The sequence below is a fragment of the Gillisia sp. Hel_I_86 genome, from assembly GCF_007827275.1.
Lineage (GTDB): Bacteria > Bacteroidota > Bacteroidia > Flavobacteriales > Flavobacteriaceae > Gillisia.
This window is the reverse complement of sequence record NZ_VISE01000001.1, coordinates 3,897,488-3,914,073: the sequence shown is the minus strand read 5'-3', so window position 1 is coordinate 3,914,073 and position 16,586 is coordinate 3,897,488. Positions and strand designations below refer to the sequence as shown.

Genomic DNA, 16,586 nt, shown 5'->3' with positions numbered 1-16,586 from the left:
GCTTATTCTTCTGACTCGTCCATAGTGTGGTACACATTCTGGACATCATCATCTTCTTCTAACCGCTCCAATAATTTTTCTACATCTGCAGCTTCTTCTGCAGATAATTTTTTGGTCACTTGAGGAATCCTTTCGAATCCGGAAGATAAAATTTCGATATTCCTGTTTTCCAATTCTTTCTGAATGGCTCCAAAACTTTCAAAAGGAGCATAGATTAAAATTCCATCTTCATCTTCAAAAACTTCTTCGGCACCAAAATCGATCAATTCCAGCTCTAATTCTTCCGCATCTTGTCCCTCTGCATCAATTCTGAAATTACATGTATGGTCAAACATGAATTCCACAGAACCGGAAGTTCCTAAATTCCCGTCGCTTTTGCTAAAGTGCATGCGCACATTGGCAACAGTCCTATTGTTATTATCTGTAGCAGTTTCTACAAGTACCGCAATCCCATGAGGAGCGTAGCCTTCAAAAAGCACTATTTTGTAATCCCCTTGACTTTTATCGCTCGCCCGCTTAATAGCACGATCGATATTATCTTTGGGCATGTTCACACTTTTCGCATTCTGAATAACAGCACGCAGCCTGGAATTACTATCCGGATCGGGGCCGCCTTCTTTTACAGCCATTACTATATCCTTCCCAATCCTAGTAAATGCTTTGGCCATTGCGGACCAACGCTTCATTTTACGTGCTTTTCTAAATTCGAATGCTCTTCCCATAAAAAATATAAATCTGATGTAAAAATAAAAAAAGTTCCATTTCCAGCTAAAAAAATGGAACGACAATTTAGATTATTGAAACTATTCTGCGTTCACGATATTTTCTATCGCTTTAGCCAGTTTAAAATCCTTTTCGGTAACCCCGCCGGCATCATGTGTAGAAAGTGATATTTCCAATTGATTGTAAACATTGTTCCAGTCTGGGTGATGGTCTTGTGCTTCAGCTTCAAATGCAATCCTGGTCATTAAAGTAAAAGCTTCTTTAAAGTTTTCGAACTCAAAAGAAGTCTGCAAAGCATTGTCGGTATAGGTCCAACCTTCCAGAGATCCCAATTTTTCGTTTATTTCTTCTTCAGATAATTTTTTCATGTGATATATTTAAAATATTAGCGATATTCAGGATTTTCAAAAGCCCATCTTTTACCCTCTTTCCATTCCTCAGGTAAATTACCATAGGCAGGGTATCCACCAAATTGCTTGAGCATACTTGCCAAATGCAGGAGGTTATAGGTCATAAAGGTAGTATTCCTGTTGGTAAAATCGTTCTCTTGTGCATTGGATTCTTCATCCAAATAACTCGGGCCTGGCCCAACTTCCCCAATCCAACCGGCATCTGCTTGAGGTGGAATAGAATAGCCCAAATGCTGAAGGGAGTATAACATATTCATGGCACAGTGTTTTATACCGTCTTCATTCCCTGTAATTAAACAGCCACCTACTTTGCCATAATAAATATATTGCCCTTTTTTATTTTGCTGTGCACTCATGGCATATAAACGTTCAATTATTTTGGTGCAGATGGAAGATTTAGCTCCTAGCCAAATTGGAGTGCAAAGGATCAAAATATCTGCCGCTATAATTTTTTTAAAGAGTTCCGGCCAATCATCTTTTTCTTCTCCTTCTTTGGTCATGTCTGGCTGGATGCCATTAGGCAATGTATAATCTGCAGCGCGAATTATTTCTACTGTTACCCCTTCCTTTTCCATTATTGTTCTGGAGACTTCTATAAGACCCCTGGTGTGACTTTGCTTCGGGGATTTTTTAAGAGTACAGTTTATAAATACCGCTTTGAGATCTTTAAATTTTGGAGAGTTCATTTATTTTTGTTTTCCTAAAGTTACTAAATAGCAGGGAACTCTTACAAAATAATTTCTAGTTTAAGGAAAGCACAACAACTTTAGATCACTACAGAGGAGTTGATTACGTGCTGTAAAGAAATACGTAAATTTTTTGGCAAGAGATTGTCTTTTGGCAATACAGCCAAAAACCGATCGTAATTAGAATCGTACACTTGCTTTAAAAGCGGATTTTTGTATCCTAAAGCGGCAGCAATATCTTTAATAAGGTCGTGTTGATGTGTAAGATCTTCACTGCCCAAATGAAATACTCCCTGTTTTTTCTGATTGATGATATAATGAATTTGTTGAGTAACCCTAGTAATATCGGTAGCATTTACAACCACATTTGGGAAAACCTCCAAGGCTTCGCCAAATTCAATTTTACTCTTTATCTCCATGGTTCTTGGGGAATTGGCTCCAAATACCATTGGTAACCTCAATATATTGTATTTATTATTCGGAAGCCTAAGCAGGGCGTTTTCAATTTTAATCTTGAACCTACCATATATACTTTGCGATAAAGTCTTATCGTACTCATAAGAAGGGTAGTTGGTGAAGGCATCAAAGACGTTTGCTGATGAGATAAAAAGCAATTTGCTATCGTTTCTTAAGATATAATCTATTATTGCAAAGTGGGTGCTTACCTGAGCATTAAAATCTCCCCGAAGGGCAGAAACAATTACAGTGGGCCTAAGATTCTGCAGTAAGATCCCAATGTTTTCAGATTCCATATCGAATTCATGGAACTTATGATTTGCCTCAAAGAAACCTGAATTGGCGTGGTAGGTTCCATAGGTGTCAAAATAGGAGCAGAGCTCCTTGTATAGGGCATTCCCTATAAAGCCGCTTGCTCCTAATATCAATATTTTTTCCAATGGGTTTATCCTTTATAAAAAGGCAATTTCACCAAGGTAGCAGGAACTGCTTTTTTTCTTATTTGAATATAGATTTTATCATTGGCCTTAGCCATTTCTGTTGGGATATAACCCATCCCAATACCTTTATCCAAGGATGGAGACATGGTTCCAGAAGTAACATTTCCAACTACTTTTCCTTTAGCATCCACTATATCATATCCTTGTCTTGGAATTCCCCTTTCATCCAATTCGAATGCGATCAGTCTTCTTTTAGGGCCTTCTTCTTTTTGCTTTTTTAATGCTTCAGCATTTATAAAATCTTTTGTGAATTTAGTGATCCATCCCAATCCTGCTTCCATAGGAGAAGTAGTATCATCTATATCGTTTCCATATAAACAATAGCCCATCTCCAATCTTAAAGTATCCCTGGCAGCAAGTCCAATGGGTTTAATACCAAAATCGGCTCCAGCTTCAAATACCTTATTCCAGATAGTTTCGGCATCTTCATTTTTAAAGTAAATCTCGAATCCTCCACTACCGGTATATCCTGTTGCCGAAATTATCACATTTTTTACTCCTGCAAATTCTGCTATTTCAAAAGTGTAAAATTTAAGCTCCTTTAAATTTACATCGGTTAAAGATTGCATAGCCTCTGCAGCCTTTGGGCCTTGAATAGCTAGTAGGGAAAATTCATCTGAAAGATCCTTCATGGTTGCATCCATCGTATTGTGCTGTGCAATCCAGTTCCAATCTTTTTCGATGTTGGAAGCATTAACTACCAAAATGTACTTATCTTCATTCATTCTGTAGATAATAAGGTCATCTACAATTCCTCCATCTTCGTTGGGCATGCACGAATACTGCGCTTTTCCATCTATTAATTTAGAAGCATCGTTAGAGCTGATCTTTTGGATAAGTTCCAATGCGTGTTCTCCGGAGATCAAAAATTCACCCATATGGGAAACATCAAAAACACCCACGTTTTTACGAACAGTTTCGTGTTCTGTATTAACGCCCTCGTAAGAAACTGGCATATCGAAGCCTGCAAAAGGAACCATTTTGGCGTTTAAAGAATGATGTATATCGTTAAGGGCTATTTTTTTCATCTGTTTTAGAATTTCCGCAAATTTATTTAATTCAATTTTAAAAGATGCGATAATAAACATAAATCTTAAGAATCTACGGCTTATAGAATATAGCCCACCTAGAAATTTTATATTTGCAGTAAGAGATGAGGAAATTTTAAGATGAAGATATTTGATATAGCACAGCTTGCTGAAGCCGATAGGGTAACTATAAAAAATCAGGCAATCAGTTCAGCTGAATTGATGGAACGAGCTGCAACTCTGGTCTTCAACGATATTCATTCCAAATTGAATGGTGCCCAAATTCCAATTAAGATCTTCTGTGGAATTGGCAACAATGGGGGAGATGGTTTAGTGATTGGTAGACTTTTATTGGAACACGGGTATCAGGTCACGGTTTATGTGGTTAATTATAGCAAGAAAAGATCTCAAGATTTTTTATTGAATTACGATAGGATTAAAGAAGTCAGCAATGATTGGCCAGGTGCTGTTAAAAGCGAAAATGATTTTCCTGAGCTTTCAGAAAAAGATTTTATTATCGATGCGATATTTGGGATTGGACTTAATAGGCGTCTGGAAGATTGGGTTGGTAAATTGGTACAACATATAAATAGATCCAACGCTTTTATTGTTGCCATAGATATGCCTTCGGGGATGTTTGCAGATAAGATCCCGAACGAAAAAAATCCTGCAATCAAGGCAAATGTTACTATTACATTTCAATCTCCAAAACTTATATTTTTCTTGCCCCAAGCGGCAGCGTATATAGGGGATATGGAAGTGATAGATATAGGCTTGGATCGTGAATATTTGGCTAAAACGGTTGTGAATAAACAACTGATCAATAAACCTGAAGCTCAGTTATTATATAGGCCCAGAACAAATTTTGCTCATAAAGGCGATTTTGGGCATGCGCTTATTATTGGCGGGAGCTACGGAAAAATAGGAAGTATTTCACTTACCGGAAAGGCAACATTAAGAACAGGAGCTGGTTTGGTGACAATATATGCTCCAAAATGTGGGTACCAGATCTTGCAAACAGGTCTACCTGAAGCGATGGTGCTAACCGATAAAAATGAGAATGAATTGAATTCTATTGAATTCGATCTGGAACCAGAGGTAATTTGCTTTGGAATGGGAGCAGGGACTTCGCAGGAGACCACTGCAGCTTTTAAGGATTTATTGATCAAAACCAAAAAACCGATGGTTATTGATGCCGATGGCATTAATATCCTTTCAAAAGAAAAAGACTTATTAAAGGAATTGCCGGAGAATTCTGTTTTAACTCCACACCCCGGGGAATTGGAACGACTGATTGGAAAATGGAAAGACGATTTCGATAAATTGGAAAAGGCGAAAAAATTCAGTAAAAAACATAAGGTAATCGTGGTAATTAAAGGAGCACATACCATCACTGTTTTTAAGGAAGATCTTTATATAAATAACACAGGCAATCCAGGTATGGCCACTGCAGGAAGCGGGGATGTGCTTTCTGGAGTAATAACTTCCCTTATTTCCCAAGATTATGAACCTTTGATAGCCGCTGTTCTTGGAGTGTATTTACATGGAAAAACCGGCGATATTTTAGCTGAAGAAATGAGTTATGAAGGTTTGATTGCTGGGGATATTGCAAATAATATTGGGAGATCTTTTTTAGATTTGTTTAAAAAGGAAATACAATCGGAGGGGAATTGACGAATTTTCAGTTATTTTAGCACTTGTTTAACTTTTGTGGCTATTTGAGTTTACAGAATTAAACCTCAATTATTCTTTAAGAATTCTAAATATTAATGATTTCTTTTCTTCCTAAAATGCCAAATTGTTTATGAGTTCATATCATTATATAAGTTCTGCGGTTCTTGATCTCCAAATCATTCAAGAAATTCTTCAAAATAAAATGAAACTGGAATTGAGTGAAGAGTCCAGGGTAAATATTGTAAAATCAAGAAAATATCTCGATGAAAAGATTAAACAAAGCGATGTTCCGGTCTACGGGATTAATACTGGTTTTGGATCTTTGTGCAATGTCAAGATCTCCAAAGATCATTTAACCCAACTTCAGGAAAATTTGGTGATGTCTCATGCTTGTGGTACAGGTGCTTTAGTGGCTAAACCAATAATCCGCTTGATGCTGTTGTTGAAAATCCAGTCTTTAAGTTATGGACATAGTGGGATTGCTTTGGAAACCGTGCAGCGATTGATGGATTTTTATAATGAAGATGTTCTGCCCGTTATTTACGAACAAGGTTCGTTGGGAGCTTCCGGTGACCTTGCTCCGTTAGCGCATTTATCATTACCACTTTTAGGAAAGGGAGAGGTTTATTTTAAAGGGGAACAAGTGAAGGCCGCTACAGTGCTAGAAAAGTTTAATTGGGAGCCAATAAAAATGCAATCCAAAGAAGGCTTGGCATTGTTGAATGGAACTCAGTTTATGAGTGCCCACGGAGTGTATGCCTTGATAGCATCTTACAGATTGTGTTATTTGGCAGATATGATTGGTGCTGTATCCATAGATGCGTTTAATTGTAACATGTCGCCATATGATGAGCTTGTGCATATGGTACGTCCTCACCGGGGGCAAATAAAAACTGCGGAAAGAATTCGAGCGTTTTTAGAGGGAAGTGAAATAGCAATGAAGGAGAAAGCAAGTGTACAGGATCCTTATTCTTTTAGATGTATCCCCCAGGTACATGGAGCAAGCAAAGACACTTTGTCTTTTGCTAGAAAAACAATAAAAACCGAGATAAATTCGGTGACAGATAATCCCAATATTTTTATTGAAGCAGATAAAATTATTTCCGGAGGAAATTTTCATGGCCAACCTTTAGCTCTTGCCTTAGATTATATGGCCATTGCAATGGCAGAGATTGGAAATATTTCTGAAAGACGGATCTACCAATTGGTGTCAGGATTGCGGGAGCTTCCAACATTTTTAGTGGAGAACCCGGGATTAAATAGCGGCTTTATGATTCCCCAATATACCGCAGCGAGTATTGTGAGCCAGAATAAACAATATGCCACCCCATCCAGTATAGATTCTATAGTTTCTTCAAATGGACAGGAGGATCATGTGAGTATGGGATCTAATGGTGCTACTAAACTTTTAAAGGTTGTGGATAACATTTCTACTATTTTGGCTATAGAGCTGTTTAACGCTTCGCAAGCCTTGCATTATAGAGAGCCACAAAAGACTTCCCCAATTCTTCAGGAAGTTGTTGCCGAATTTAGAAAAGTGGTACCAATTTTATTGGAAGATCAAATAATGTCCACACATATTAAAGCAGCCAAAAAATTTGTTGATGATTTTAAAATTGAACGAGAATTGTTGTTCGATTAAACAAGCTGTTTCTTCATCCAGTGCACAGCTTCATCCAAAGTTTCAAAAACTTCAAAGGAACTACTGTTCCTGAAGAATTGTTTCTCGATAATCGTATTTTGCTTTACTACAGGATTTTTGGAAACAATAGCAATTGCAATAAGGTTGGGCACATTAGCCGATTCCAAATGAATCATCGGATTTACAGAATAAGAGTTTACTCTATTTGAAATATAGCCGTAGAGCTGATTATTAAATCGTTCGCGAGCTAATTCCAATAACTCTTTATTATGTGGAATGTCAAAAAGGATTCCTTCGTTTAGTTCGGCTATTTGAATATTATCAAGAAATGTTACCGTTCCGAATTCAAGCTGTAGAGCAGATTTTGTCATAAACTGTAGGGGAAATTATGAACTCAAATTTAAGAATTTAAGAAGCAAATCCAAATGTTTTTTGTTGACACCAGGAAACAATTTAATCACTTGAAATAGAGTTGAATATGGACTATTGCTGTTGTAAACGGTCATATCATCCTAATTACGGGAAGATTTAAAAGTAAAAAACAGCCAGTAAACTTATGTTTTATGGCTGTTTTCTATTAAAAATTATGAGAGTTTTTAAACCTCTTTTTCCTTGGTAGGTTTTTCAATTTTAATTGTGAGCTTATCATTTTTTTTGTCCAAATCCATAAAGATTTTGTCACCTTCTTCGAGATGGGAAGTTATTATTTCTTCAGCTAACGCATCTTCGATATACTTTTGAATAGCTCTATTTAAAGGCCTTGCACCGTAATCTTTATCGAATCCTTTATCTGCAATATAATCCTTGGCACTTTCACTCAAAACCAAAGTATAACCAATGATTCCAATTCTGTCATAGAGTTTCTCCAATTCGATATCTATAATCTTGTGAATATCGTCCCTATCCAAGGAATTAAAGATCACTACATCATCTATCCTGTTAAGAAATTCCGGAGCAAATGCTTTTTTCAATGCATTTTGGATTACACTTCTTGCATTATCATCTATTTGAGATTTCTGTGAAGCTGTTCCAAAACCAACTCCTTGTCCAAAATCTTTCAATTTTCTTGAACCAATATTAGAAGTCATTATAATAATGGTGTTCCTAAAGTCGATTTTTCGTCCTAAACTATCTGTAAGGTATCCGTCATCCAGTACTTGCAACAACATATTAAAGACATCTGGATGCGCTTTTTCCACTTCATCCAAAAGAATGACTGCATAGGGCTTGCGCCTCACTTTTTCGGTTAATTGTCCACCTTCTTCATACCCGATGTATCCTGGAGGTGCCCCAATCAATCGTGAAATGGCAAACTTTTCCATATACTCACTCATATCTATTCTTATGAGGGTATCGTCATTATCAAATAATTCTTTTGCAAGTACTTTGGCTAGTTGTGTTTTACCAACTCCGGTTTGACCTAGGAAAATAAAGGAGCCAATTGGTTTGTTTGGATCTTTTAATCCTGCCCTATTTCGCTGGATTGCTTTAACCACTTTGTTAACAGCGTCATCCTGACCTATCACTTTTCCTTTTATACGATCTGGAAGTTCTGCAAGTTTGGTGATCTCTGTTTGTGCAATTCTATTTACAGGAACGCCTGTCATCATGGAAACCACATCTGCAACATGATCTTCGGTAACAGTTTCTTTATGTTTTTTAGATTCTTCTTCCCATTTCTCTTGGGCAATGCTAAGTTGTTTTTCAAGATTTTTCTCGTCGTCCCTTAGTTTTGCAGCTTCTTCGTACTTCTGTTTTTTAACAACAGCATTTTTATCTTCCCTAACCGCTTCCAGCTTTTGTTCCAGGTCCAATATTTGCTTTGGCACTTCAATATTGGTGATATGTACACGAGCGCCGGCTTCATCTAAAGCATCAATCGCTTTGTCGGGAAGGAACCTATCTGTAATATACCTATTGGTTAATTTCACACAAGCTTCAATAGCTTCTGGAGTATAATGAACATTATGATGTTCTTCATATTTGCTTTTAATGTTGTTTAAGATCTCCAAAGTCTCATCTACGGTGGTAGGTTCAACGATCACTTTTTGGAACCTTCTTTCCAAGGCACCGTCTTTTTCGATATACTGTCTATATTCATCCAACGTAGTGGCACCAACGCATTGTATTTCACCTCTTGCTAAAGCTGGCTTAAACATATTACTTGCATCTAAACTTCCGGTAGCTCCACCTGCACCTACAATGGTGTGGATTTCATCTATAAAAAGAATAATATCATCATTCTTTTCCAATTCGTTCATTACGGCTTTCATGCGCTCTTCGAATTGCCCTCTATATTTAGTACCTGCAACCAAACTTGCAAGATCAAGGGTTACCACACGCTTATCAAAAAGTATCCTTGACACTTTTCGTTGCACAATTCTCAATGCCAATCCTTCAGCAATTGCAGATTTACCAACACCAGGTTCTCCAATTAAAAGTGGATTGTTTTTTTTGCGCCTACTAAGGATCTGACTAACGCGTTCAATTTCTTTCTCCCTACCAACAATAGGATCTAATTTATCTGCCTCTGCCATTACGGTAAGATCCCTTCCGAAGTTATCCAGTACAGGAGTTTTGGATTTCTTATTGGATTTTCCGGCATTGCTAAAAGGATTATCCTTAGTAGTATCATCGGCGCTGGCATCTTCATCTGAAAAAGACTCGGCCCTTGGTGCTTCTAGATAATCGTCATCATTTGTAATCATATATTTGAATTGATCTTTAACGCCATCATAATCAATCTTTAATTTATTTAAAAGTTTGGTTGTAGGATCATTTTCATTTCTTAGAATGCACAACAATAAATGTGCAGTATTAATAGAGGTGCTTTGAAAAAGCTTGGCCTCCAAAAATGTGGTTTTTAAAGCCCGCTCTGCCTGTCTTGTCAGGTGTAAATTCTTTTTTTCATTAGAAATCCCTAAAGATTCCGGGTTGGCAGGGCTTAATATTTCAACTTTTCGCCTTAAATGACTCAAGTCTATATCGAGGGCATTCAAAATGTTTATGGCTTTCCCATCTCCATCTCGCAATAGTCCCAGCATTAAATGTTCTGTACCAATAAAGTCGTGGCCTAGCCTTAAAGCTTCTTCTTTGCTATAGGCAATCACATCCTTTACTTTGGGAGAAAAATTATCATCCATCTTATTTCCTTTCTCTAAATTTATTAACATTAACCGGGATAGTTCAAAAATTATACCTATTAATGTGTCGCTAGCTAATTGACAAAATTACTTTCAATAATCAAAATATAAGATAGCTAACTTATTAACGAACCAGCGCTAATTTTTTGTTAATAAAATTAATACAAAGCCTTGTCAATGGTAGTCAAATCAACTGCAAAATCCGTAAATTGGCACGTTATATTTTCAAACTAAATTAAAATATTTAATATGGCTGAAGGAGAAAAGTTAATTCCTATCAACATTGAAGATGAAATGAAGTCGGCTTATATCGATTATTCGATGTCGGTCATTGTGTCACGTGCTTTACCTGATGTTCGTGACGGATTAAAACCTGTTCATAGAAGGGTTTTGTTCGGGATGCATGAATTAGGTATTCGAGCTACTGGAGCTCACAAAAAATCTGCAAGAATTGTAGGGGAAGTATTAGGTAAGTATCATCCACACGGGGATACTTCTGTATACGATGCCATGGTACGTATGGCCCAGGAGTGGAGTTTGCGATATATGCTTGTAGATGGTCAAGGTAACTTTGGATCTATAGATGGTGATAGTCCCGCAGCAATGCGATATACTGAAGCCAGAATGCGGAAGATCGCCGAAGATATGTTGGCAGATATTGACAAAGAGACTGTAGACCACCGATTGAATTTTGATGATACCTTAGAAGAACCAACCGTTCTGCCTACACGGGTTCCCAATTTATTGATAAATGGAGCCAGTGGGATCGCAGTAGGGATGGCTACCAATATGCCCCCGCATAATTTATCTGAAGTTATAGACGGTACGGTGGCATACATTGAAAACAATGATATTGAAATCGATGAACTGATCACGCATATTAAAGCACCAGATTTCCCGACAGGGGGCGTGATTTATGGGTACGATGGAGTTCGCGAAGCCTTTAAAACAGGAAGAGGTAGGGTAATGATGCGCGCAAAATCCACTTTGGAAGAGGTGCATGGTCGTGAAGCTATAATTGTTACAGAGATTCCATATCAGGTGAACAAGGCCGATATGATCAAGAAAACCGCCGATCTCGTTAACGAGAAAAAAATCGATGGGATTTCCACCATCCGAGATGAATCGGATAGAAACGGAATGCGTATTGTTTATGTCCTTAAGCGCGATGCCATCCCAAATATCGTATTAAACACACTTTTTAAGCATACAGCACTTCAAACCAGTTTCAGTGTTAATAATATTGCCTTGGTAAAAGGCCGACCTGAAATGTTGAATTTGAAGGATATGATCGTTCATTTTGTGGAGCATCGTCATGAAGTTGTTGTGAGACGCACGAAATACGAATTGCGTAAAGCCGAGGAGCGGGCTCATATTTTAGAAGGATTGATCATTGCTTCAGATAATATAGACGAAGTGATTGCTTTAATTAGATCTTCCAGCAATGGAGACGAAGCCAGGTCTAAATTGATTGAACGTTTTAGTTTGTCTGAACTTCAGGCAAAAGCAATCGTAGAAATGCGATTGAGACAACTTACTGGTCTGGAACAAGATAAATTGCGTTCAGAATACGAAGAAATTAAAAAAACCATTGATGATTTAAAAGATATTCTTGATAGAAAAGATCGTCGAATGCAGGTGATTACGGATGAGTTGTTGGAGATCAAGAATAAATATGGAGATGAGCGTAGATCTGTTATAGAATATGCAGGAGGAGATCTTAGTATAGAAGATATGATTCCAGATGAACAGGTGGTAATTACTATATCTCATGCGGGTTATATCAAAAGGACATCACTTACAGAATATAAAACACAAAATAGAGGTGGAGTGGGCCAAAAAGGATCTACTACAAGAAATGAAGATTTCCTAGAGCATTTGTTTTCAGGAACCAATCATCAATACATGATCTTTTTCACTCAAAAAGGGAAATGTTTCTGGATGCGTGTTTATGAAATTCCTGAAGGAAGTAAAACCTCAAAGGGTAGAGCTATTCAGAATTTAATAAATATCGAGCCGGACGATAAAGTGAAGGCATTTATTTGTACTCAGGATCTTAAAGATGAAGAGTACATCAATAGCCATTTTGTGATTATGGCTACCAAGAAAGGCCAGGTTAAGAAAACTTCTTTAGAGCAATATTCTAGACCTAGGATAAATGGTATTAATGCAATTACCATTCGTGAAGACGACGAACTTTTGGAAGCTAAACTTACTACTGGAAACAGTCAGGTAATGTTGGCGGTTAAAAGTGGAAAAGCGATTCGGTTTGAGGAAGAAAAAACCAGGCCAATGGGGAGAAATGCCTCGGGAGTTAGGGGAATTACTTTAGCAAACGAAAAAGATGAAGTTATTGGGATGATCGCTGTTAATGAAATGAATACGGATATTTTGGTAGTTTCTGCCAATGGGTATGGCAAACGATCGCAACTTGATGACTACCGAATCACCAATCGTGGGGGAAAAGGAGTAAAAACAATTTCTGTTACAGATAAAACCGGAGAATTGGTGGCTATTAAAAATGTGATTGATAGCGATGATCTTATGATTATCAATAGATCTGGACTTGCCATTAGAATGAGCGTCGATAATCTAAGAGTTATGGGGAGGGCTACGCAAGGGGTTAAACTAATCAACCTGAAAAGCAATGATGCCATTGCTGCAGTTGCCAAAGTAATGAAGGATGATGAGGAGGTAGAGGAGCTGCTAGAAGAGCTGTCAGATACCGAATCCAGTGAAGAGAATTCAGATGGCACAACAATTGCAGACAATAATGAAGATGAATAACAAACCTAAAACCAATTTTAAAATGAAAAAGAATATTTTATCAATAGGCTTATCTTTACTATCCATAGTTGCAATAGCCCAGAAAAAAGAAGTTCGCGATGCTGGTAAGGCAATCGAAAAAGGAAGTTATGCAGAAGCAAAAACTTTATTGACACAAGCAGAAGCTATGTTGGGTGATGCTAATGATAATCTTAAACAAGATTTCTATGTTTTTAAAGGACAAGCATATTTAGGTACAGGAGAAGGAACTTCTGTAAAAGACCTTATGACTGCTTCAGAAGCATTCAAAAAAGCTGAAGAACTAGGTAATGCGGAAGCGGCTACACAAGGTTTAGCAGCTGTTACAAATAGTTTGATCCAAAGTGCAATTAATGACCAAAATGCAGAGAAATATGATATGGCTGCAGAAAAACTATATGCAGGATATAAGCTAAATCCTAAAGATACCTTGTATTTATACTTTGCAGCATCTAATGCGGTTACAGCTAAAGATTATGATACTGCCCTTAAATATTATGAAGATCTTAAAGAACTTGGATATACAGGTATTGAAACTGAATACTTGGCAGTTAACAAAACAACAGGTGAAAAAGAAGCAATGCCCAAAGCTCAACGTGACTTAATGGTTAAATCTGGTGAATATATCAAGCCTGAAGACAGGGTTGCTCCTTCCAAAGCAGGAGAGATCACTAAGAACATCGCTTTAATATATATTGAGCAAGGTAGGGAAGATGAGGCAGTGAGTGCCTTGGAAGCTGCAAAAGCTGCTAACCCAAATGATACGTCTTTAATGCAAACCGAAGCGGATATGTATTACAGAATGGGTAAAAAGGATAAGTATAAAGAACTTATGGAAGAAATTGTTGCTCAGGATCCTACAAATGCTACTTTATATTACAACTTAGGAGTGACGGCTTTTGAGATGGGAGACAATGATGGTGCTATTTCTTATTATCAAAAAGCGATTGAATTCAACCCAGAAATGACTGAAGCTCGTTTAAATATTGCTGCGGCAATACTTTCTAACGAAGCTAAAATAGTTGAAGAGATGAATACCTTGGGAATGAGCAAAGCTGATATCAAAAAGTATGATGAGCTTGCTGAGAAACGTAAAGAAGTTTACAGAAAAGCACTTCCATATTTAGAAACAGTAATGGAAAATGATGCTGGGAATTTAGAAGCTGTTAGAACTTCTATGAATATCTATTATCAATTAGGAGAAAATGAAAAAGCAGATGCATTACAAGCAAAGTTAACTGCTCAAGAAAATAAATAAGAATTTTATGTTCTGAACTAGAAAAGGCTGTCAATAATGATAGCCTTTTTTTTTGTTTCTTTTATTTAAATTTTTAGACTCTTTGACAAGATAGATTTATAATTAGAGAATGATATTTTAACGATTTATTGTGCAATGTCATCCTGAATTTATTTCAGGATCTTATACTAGATTGGAACTGCAACCCGAATAGATCATACATTATGAGAGTTTAAATTACACAGCCTACATTAATTTTTAACAATTGGAAATTGTAGTGGGATTTTTCTTCGAATACTCCTAATTATAAAATAGTCTAACAAGCTTAAATTATCTTTTTAATCACTCTCAGTTGGTGCGTATGCCTTTTCAAATCCACATTAAAAATTCCGGAATGATCGATTCTATCTATCCTCACCTTTCCATCTACATGGATGATATAATTGTCATGCATGATTATCCCAACATGGGTGATCGTTCCTTCAGAATTGTCGAAAAACGCAAGATCTCCAGGCTCGCTTTCTTCAATAAAACTCAAAGCTTCTCCTTGTGTAGCTTGTTGGGAGGCATCCCTTAATAAGGAATGCCCATTGAGCATATACACCATTTGGGTGAGCCCGCTACAATCTATTCCAAAAGGAGTTTTTCCACCCCACATATAAGGGGCATTTAGGTATAAAAGCGCGGTTTTCACCAAATTGGTTTTTTCCTTTGTTCCTGAAATACTACTGCCGTCAAAAGTGTTTTTGAGGGGCTCATTGCTATTAAGGACAGAACCTAAAGGGATGGTTGTAAGACTTTCCGATTCGTCGGTAAGGAATTCGATGAGATCTGCGGAATACCTTCTGGTTTCAGAAGAAAGGTCAAAATAGACCGATTCTTCAACTTTTATGAATTGGCGGTTATCTATCCAACCTTCATAAGAATCGAATGCAATACGAATTCGGCTCCATTTACCACGTTCCTCAAGAACTTTAAAATATTCCCCATACAAGAGCTGGGTGACCATTTCGGAAGCATCGGCCGGTTGAATTCTAACCGGCACAATGCTTAAGTTGCATATTCCGTATTGCATTGATTAAAACTTGCTAAATGAACTTAGTCTCTCTGAATTACCATTGCAGAGGCTCCACCACCTCCATTGCAAATTGCAGCAGCTCCGGTTTTAGCATTGTTCTGTTCCAGAACATTCATAAGGGTTATAATAATTCTAACCCCGGAACATCCCAGGGGATGACCTAAAGAAACAGCACCGCCATTTACATTGGTATTTTTATCTGTAAGGCCTAAGATCTTCATATTTGCCAATCCCACAACTGCAAAAGCTTCATTAAATTCGAAAAAGTCCACATCATCCTGAGTAATACCTGCTTTAGCCAATGCTTTCGGAAGTGCTTTGGATGGAGCAGTGGTAAACCATTTTGGTTCGTGTGCAGCATCAGCAAAACTCTTAATGCTCGCCAATACTTTTAATCCTAGTTCATCTGCTTTTTCACGGCTCATTATAACTACTGCCCCGGCTCCATCATTAATTGTGGAAGCATTTGCTGCGGTAACCGTTCCATCTTTAGAAAAGGCAGGACGTAAAGAAGCGATCTTATCCATTCTTACATTCTTGAACTCTTCATCTTCTTTTATTACTATGGGATCTCCTTTTCTTTGTGGAACTTCTACAGGAACAACTTCATTATCGAATTTTCCGTCTTTCCATGCTTTAGCAGATCGTTCGTAAGATTGAATTGCAAAAGCATCCTGATCTTCTCTACTAAAGTTATGCTCTGTTGCACAAAGATCGGCACAGGTTCCCATGGCATTGTGATCGTATGCATCTACCAATCCATCTTTTTGCATTCCATCTATCATGGTGGCCGGTCCAAACTTTTGTCCAGATCTAAGGTGCATATAATGCGGAATCAAACTCATGTTTTCCATTCCACCAGCAACAACAATGTTGGCATCTCCTAACATAATGGCTTGTGCTCCTTGCATTACTGCTTTCATACCACTTGCACATACTTTATTTATGGTGGTACATGGTACAGTGTCTGGAATTCCAGCGCCCAATGCAGCTTGCCTAGCTGGGGCTTGTCCGACTCCGGCTTGCACCACATTTCCCATTAATACTTCATCTACCATTTCTGGTTTTAGTCCTATTTTATTTAAAGCTCCTTGAATCGCGATAGAACCCAATTTTGTTGCCGGCACCGTGGACAATCCACCTAGGAAACTTCCTATTGGTGTTCTTGCAGCACTTACAATTACTACTTCCTTATTCATAACTT

The 16,586-nt window shown here is 37.5% G+C and carries 13 protein-coding genes; 4 read left to right on the top strand and 9 right to left on the bottom strand.

Annotation, left to right across the window (positions count from 1 at the left end):
* Positions 1-2 precede the first annotated feature (2 nt).
* The 5 genes from JM83_RS17465 to gcvT form a co-directional block, all read right to left on the bottom strand.
* Positions 3-722, bottom strand: coding sequence for a YebC/PmpR family DNA-binding transcriptional regulator (locus JM83_RS17465; protein ID WP_144963370.1), 720 nt, complete (start codon positions 720-722; stop codon positions 3-5).
* Between the two features lie 81 nt (positions 723-803).
* Positions 804-1,091: a 4a-hydroxytetrahydrobiopterin dehydratase gene (locus JM83_RS17460; protein WP_144963369.1), complete on the bottom strand. Its 288-nt coding sequence runs from the start codon at positions 1,089-1,091 to the stop codon at positions 804-806.
* A 17-nt stretch (positions 1,092-1,108) separates the two neighbouring features.
* Positions 1,109-1,819 carry a flavodoxin family protein gene (locus JM83_RS17455; protein ID WP_144963368.1) on the bottom strand — a complete coding sequence of 237 codons (711 nt, stop codon included), beginning with the start codon at positions 1,817-1,819 and terminating at the stop codon, positions 1,109-1,111.
* Between the two features lie 80 nt (positions 1,820-1,899).
* Positions 1,900-2,715, bottom strand: coding sequence for a sugar nucleotide-binding protein (locus JM83_RS17450; RefSeq protein WP_144963367.1), 816 nt, complete (start codon positions 2,713-2,715; stop codon positions 1,900-1,902).
* 5 nt (positions 2,716-2,720) lie between these two features.
* A complete protein-coding gene (gene gcvT / locus JM83_RS17445; protein WP_144963366.1) occupies positions 2,721-3,803 on the bottom strand; it encodes a glycine cleavage system aminomethyltransferase GcvT in 1,083 nt (360 codons plus the stop codon).
* Positions 3,804-3,944: 141 nt separating this feature from the next.
* Here gcvT and JM83_RS17440 point away from each other — a divergent pair, with 141 nt between their 5' ends.
* Together JM83_RS17440 and hutH are read left to right on the top strand one after the other, a co-directional pair.
* On the top strand, positions 3,945-5,477 hold the full coding sequence (locus JM83_RS17440; RefSeq protein WP_144963365.1) for an NAD(P)H-hydrate dehydratase: 1,533 nt from the start codon (positions 3,945-3,947) through the stop codon (positions 5,475-5,477).
* Positions 5,478-5,607: 130 nt separating this feature from the next.
* Positions 5,608-7,119 carry a histidine ammonia-lyase gene (gene hutH, locus JM83_RS17435; RefSeq protein WP_144963364.1) on the top strand — a complete coding sequence of 504 codons (1,512 nt, stop codon included), beginning with the start codon at positions 5,608-5,610 and terminating at the stop codon, positions 7,117-7,119.
* Here the strand turns inward: hutH and JM83_RS17430 are convergent.
* Both JM83_RS17430 and JM83_RS17425 read right to left on the bottom strand, forming a co-directional pair.
* The gene (locus JM83_RS17430) at positions 7,116-7,490 is read right to left on the bottom strand and encodes a hypothetical protein (RefSeq protein ID WP_144963363.1); all 375 of its coding nucleotides are present in this window, start codon (positions 7,488-7,490) and stop codon (positions 7,116-7,118) included. The two genes, hutH and JM83_RS17430, sit on opposite strands and share 4 nt — an antisense overlap.
* Positions 7,491-7,715: 225 nt before the next feature.
* Complete coding sequence (locus JM83_RS17425) at positions 7,716-10,262, bottom strand: ATP-dependent Clp protease ATP-binding subunit (protein ID WP_144963854.1); 2,547 nt, start codon at positions 10,260-10,262, stop codon at positions 7,716-7,718.
* A 249-nt stretch (positions 10,263-10,511) separates the two neighbouring features.
* Between JM83_RS17425 and gyrA the strand changes: the two genes are divergently transcribed.
* Together gyrA and JM83_RS17415 are read left to right on the top strand one after the other, a co-directional pair.
* Positions 10,512-13,049: a DNA gyrase subunit A gene (gyrA, locus tag JM83_RS17420; RefSeq protein WP_144963362.1), complete on the top strand. Its 2,538-nt coding sequence runs from the start codon at positions 10,512-10,514 to the stop codon at positions 13,047-13,049.
* 22 nt (positions 13,050-13,071) lie between these two features.
* Positions 13,072-14,325, top strand: a complete 1,254-nt coding sequence (locus tag JM83_RS17415) for a tetratricopeptide repeat protein (protein WP_261376854.1) — start codon at positions 13,072-13,074, stop codon at positions 14,323-14,325.
* Positions 14,326-14,629: 304 nt separating this feature from the next.
* Here the strand turns inward: JM83_RS17415 and JM83_RS17410 are convergent, their stop codons facing one another.
* The gene (locus tag JM83_RS17410; protein ID WP_144963361.1) at positions 14,630-15,379 is read right to left on the bottom strand and encodes a C40 family peptidase; all 750 of its coding nucleotides are present in this window, start codon (positions 15,377-15,379) and stop codon (positions 14,630-14,632) included.
* Positions 15,380-15,402: 23 nt separating this feature from the next.
* A complete protein-coding gene (locus JM83_RS17405) occupies positions 15,403-16,581 on the bottom strand; it encodes an acetyl-CoA C-acyltransferase (RefSeq protein WP_144963360.1) in 1,179 nt (392 codons plus the stop codon).
* Between the last annotated feature and the right edge of the window lie 5 nt (positions 16,582-16,586).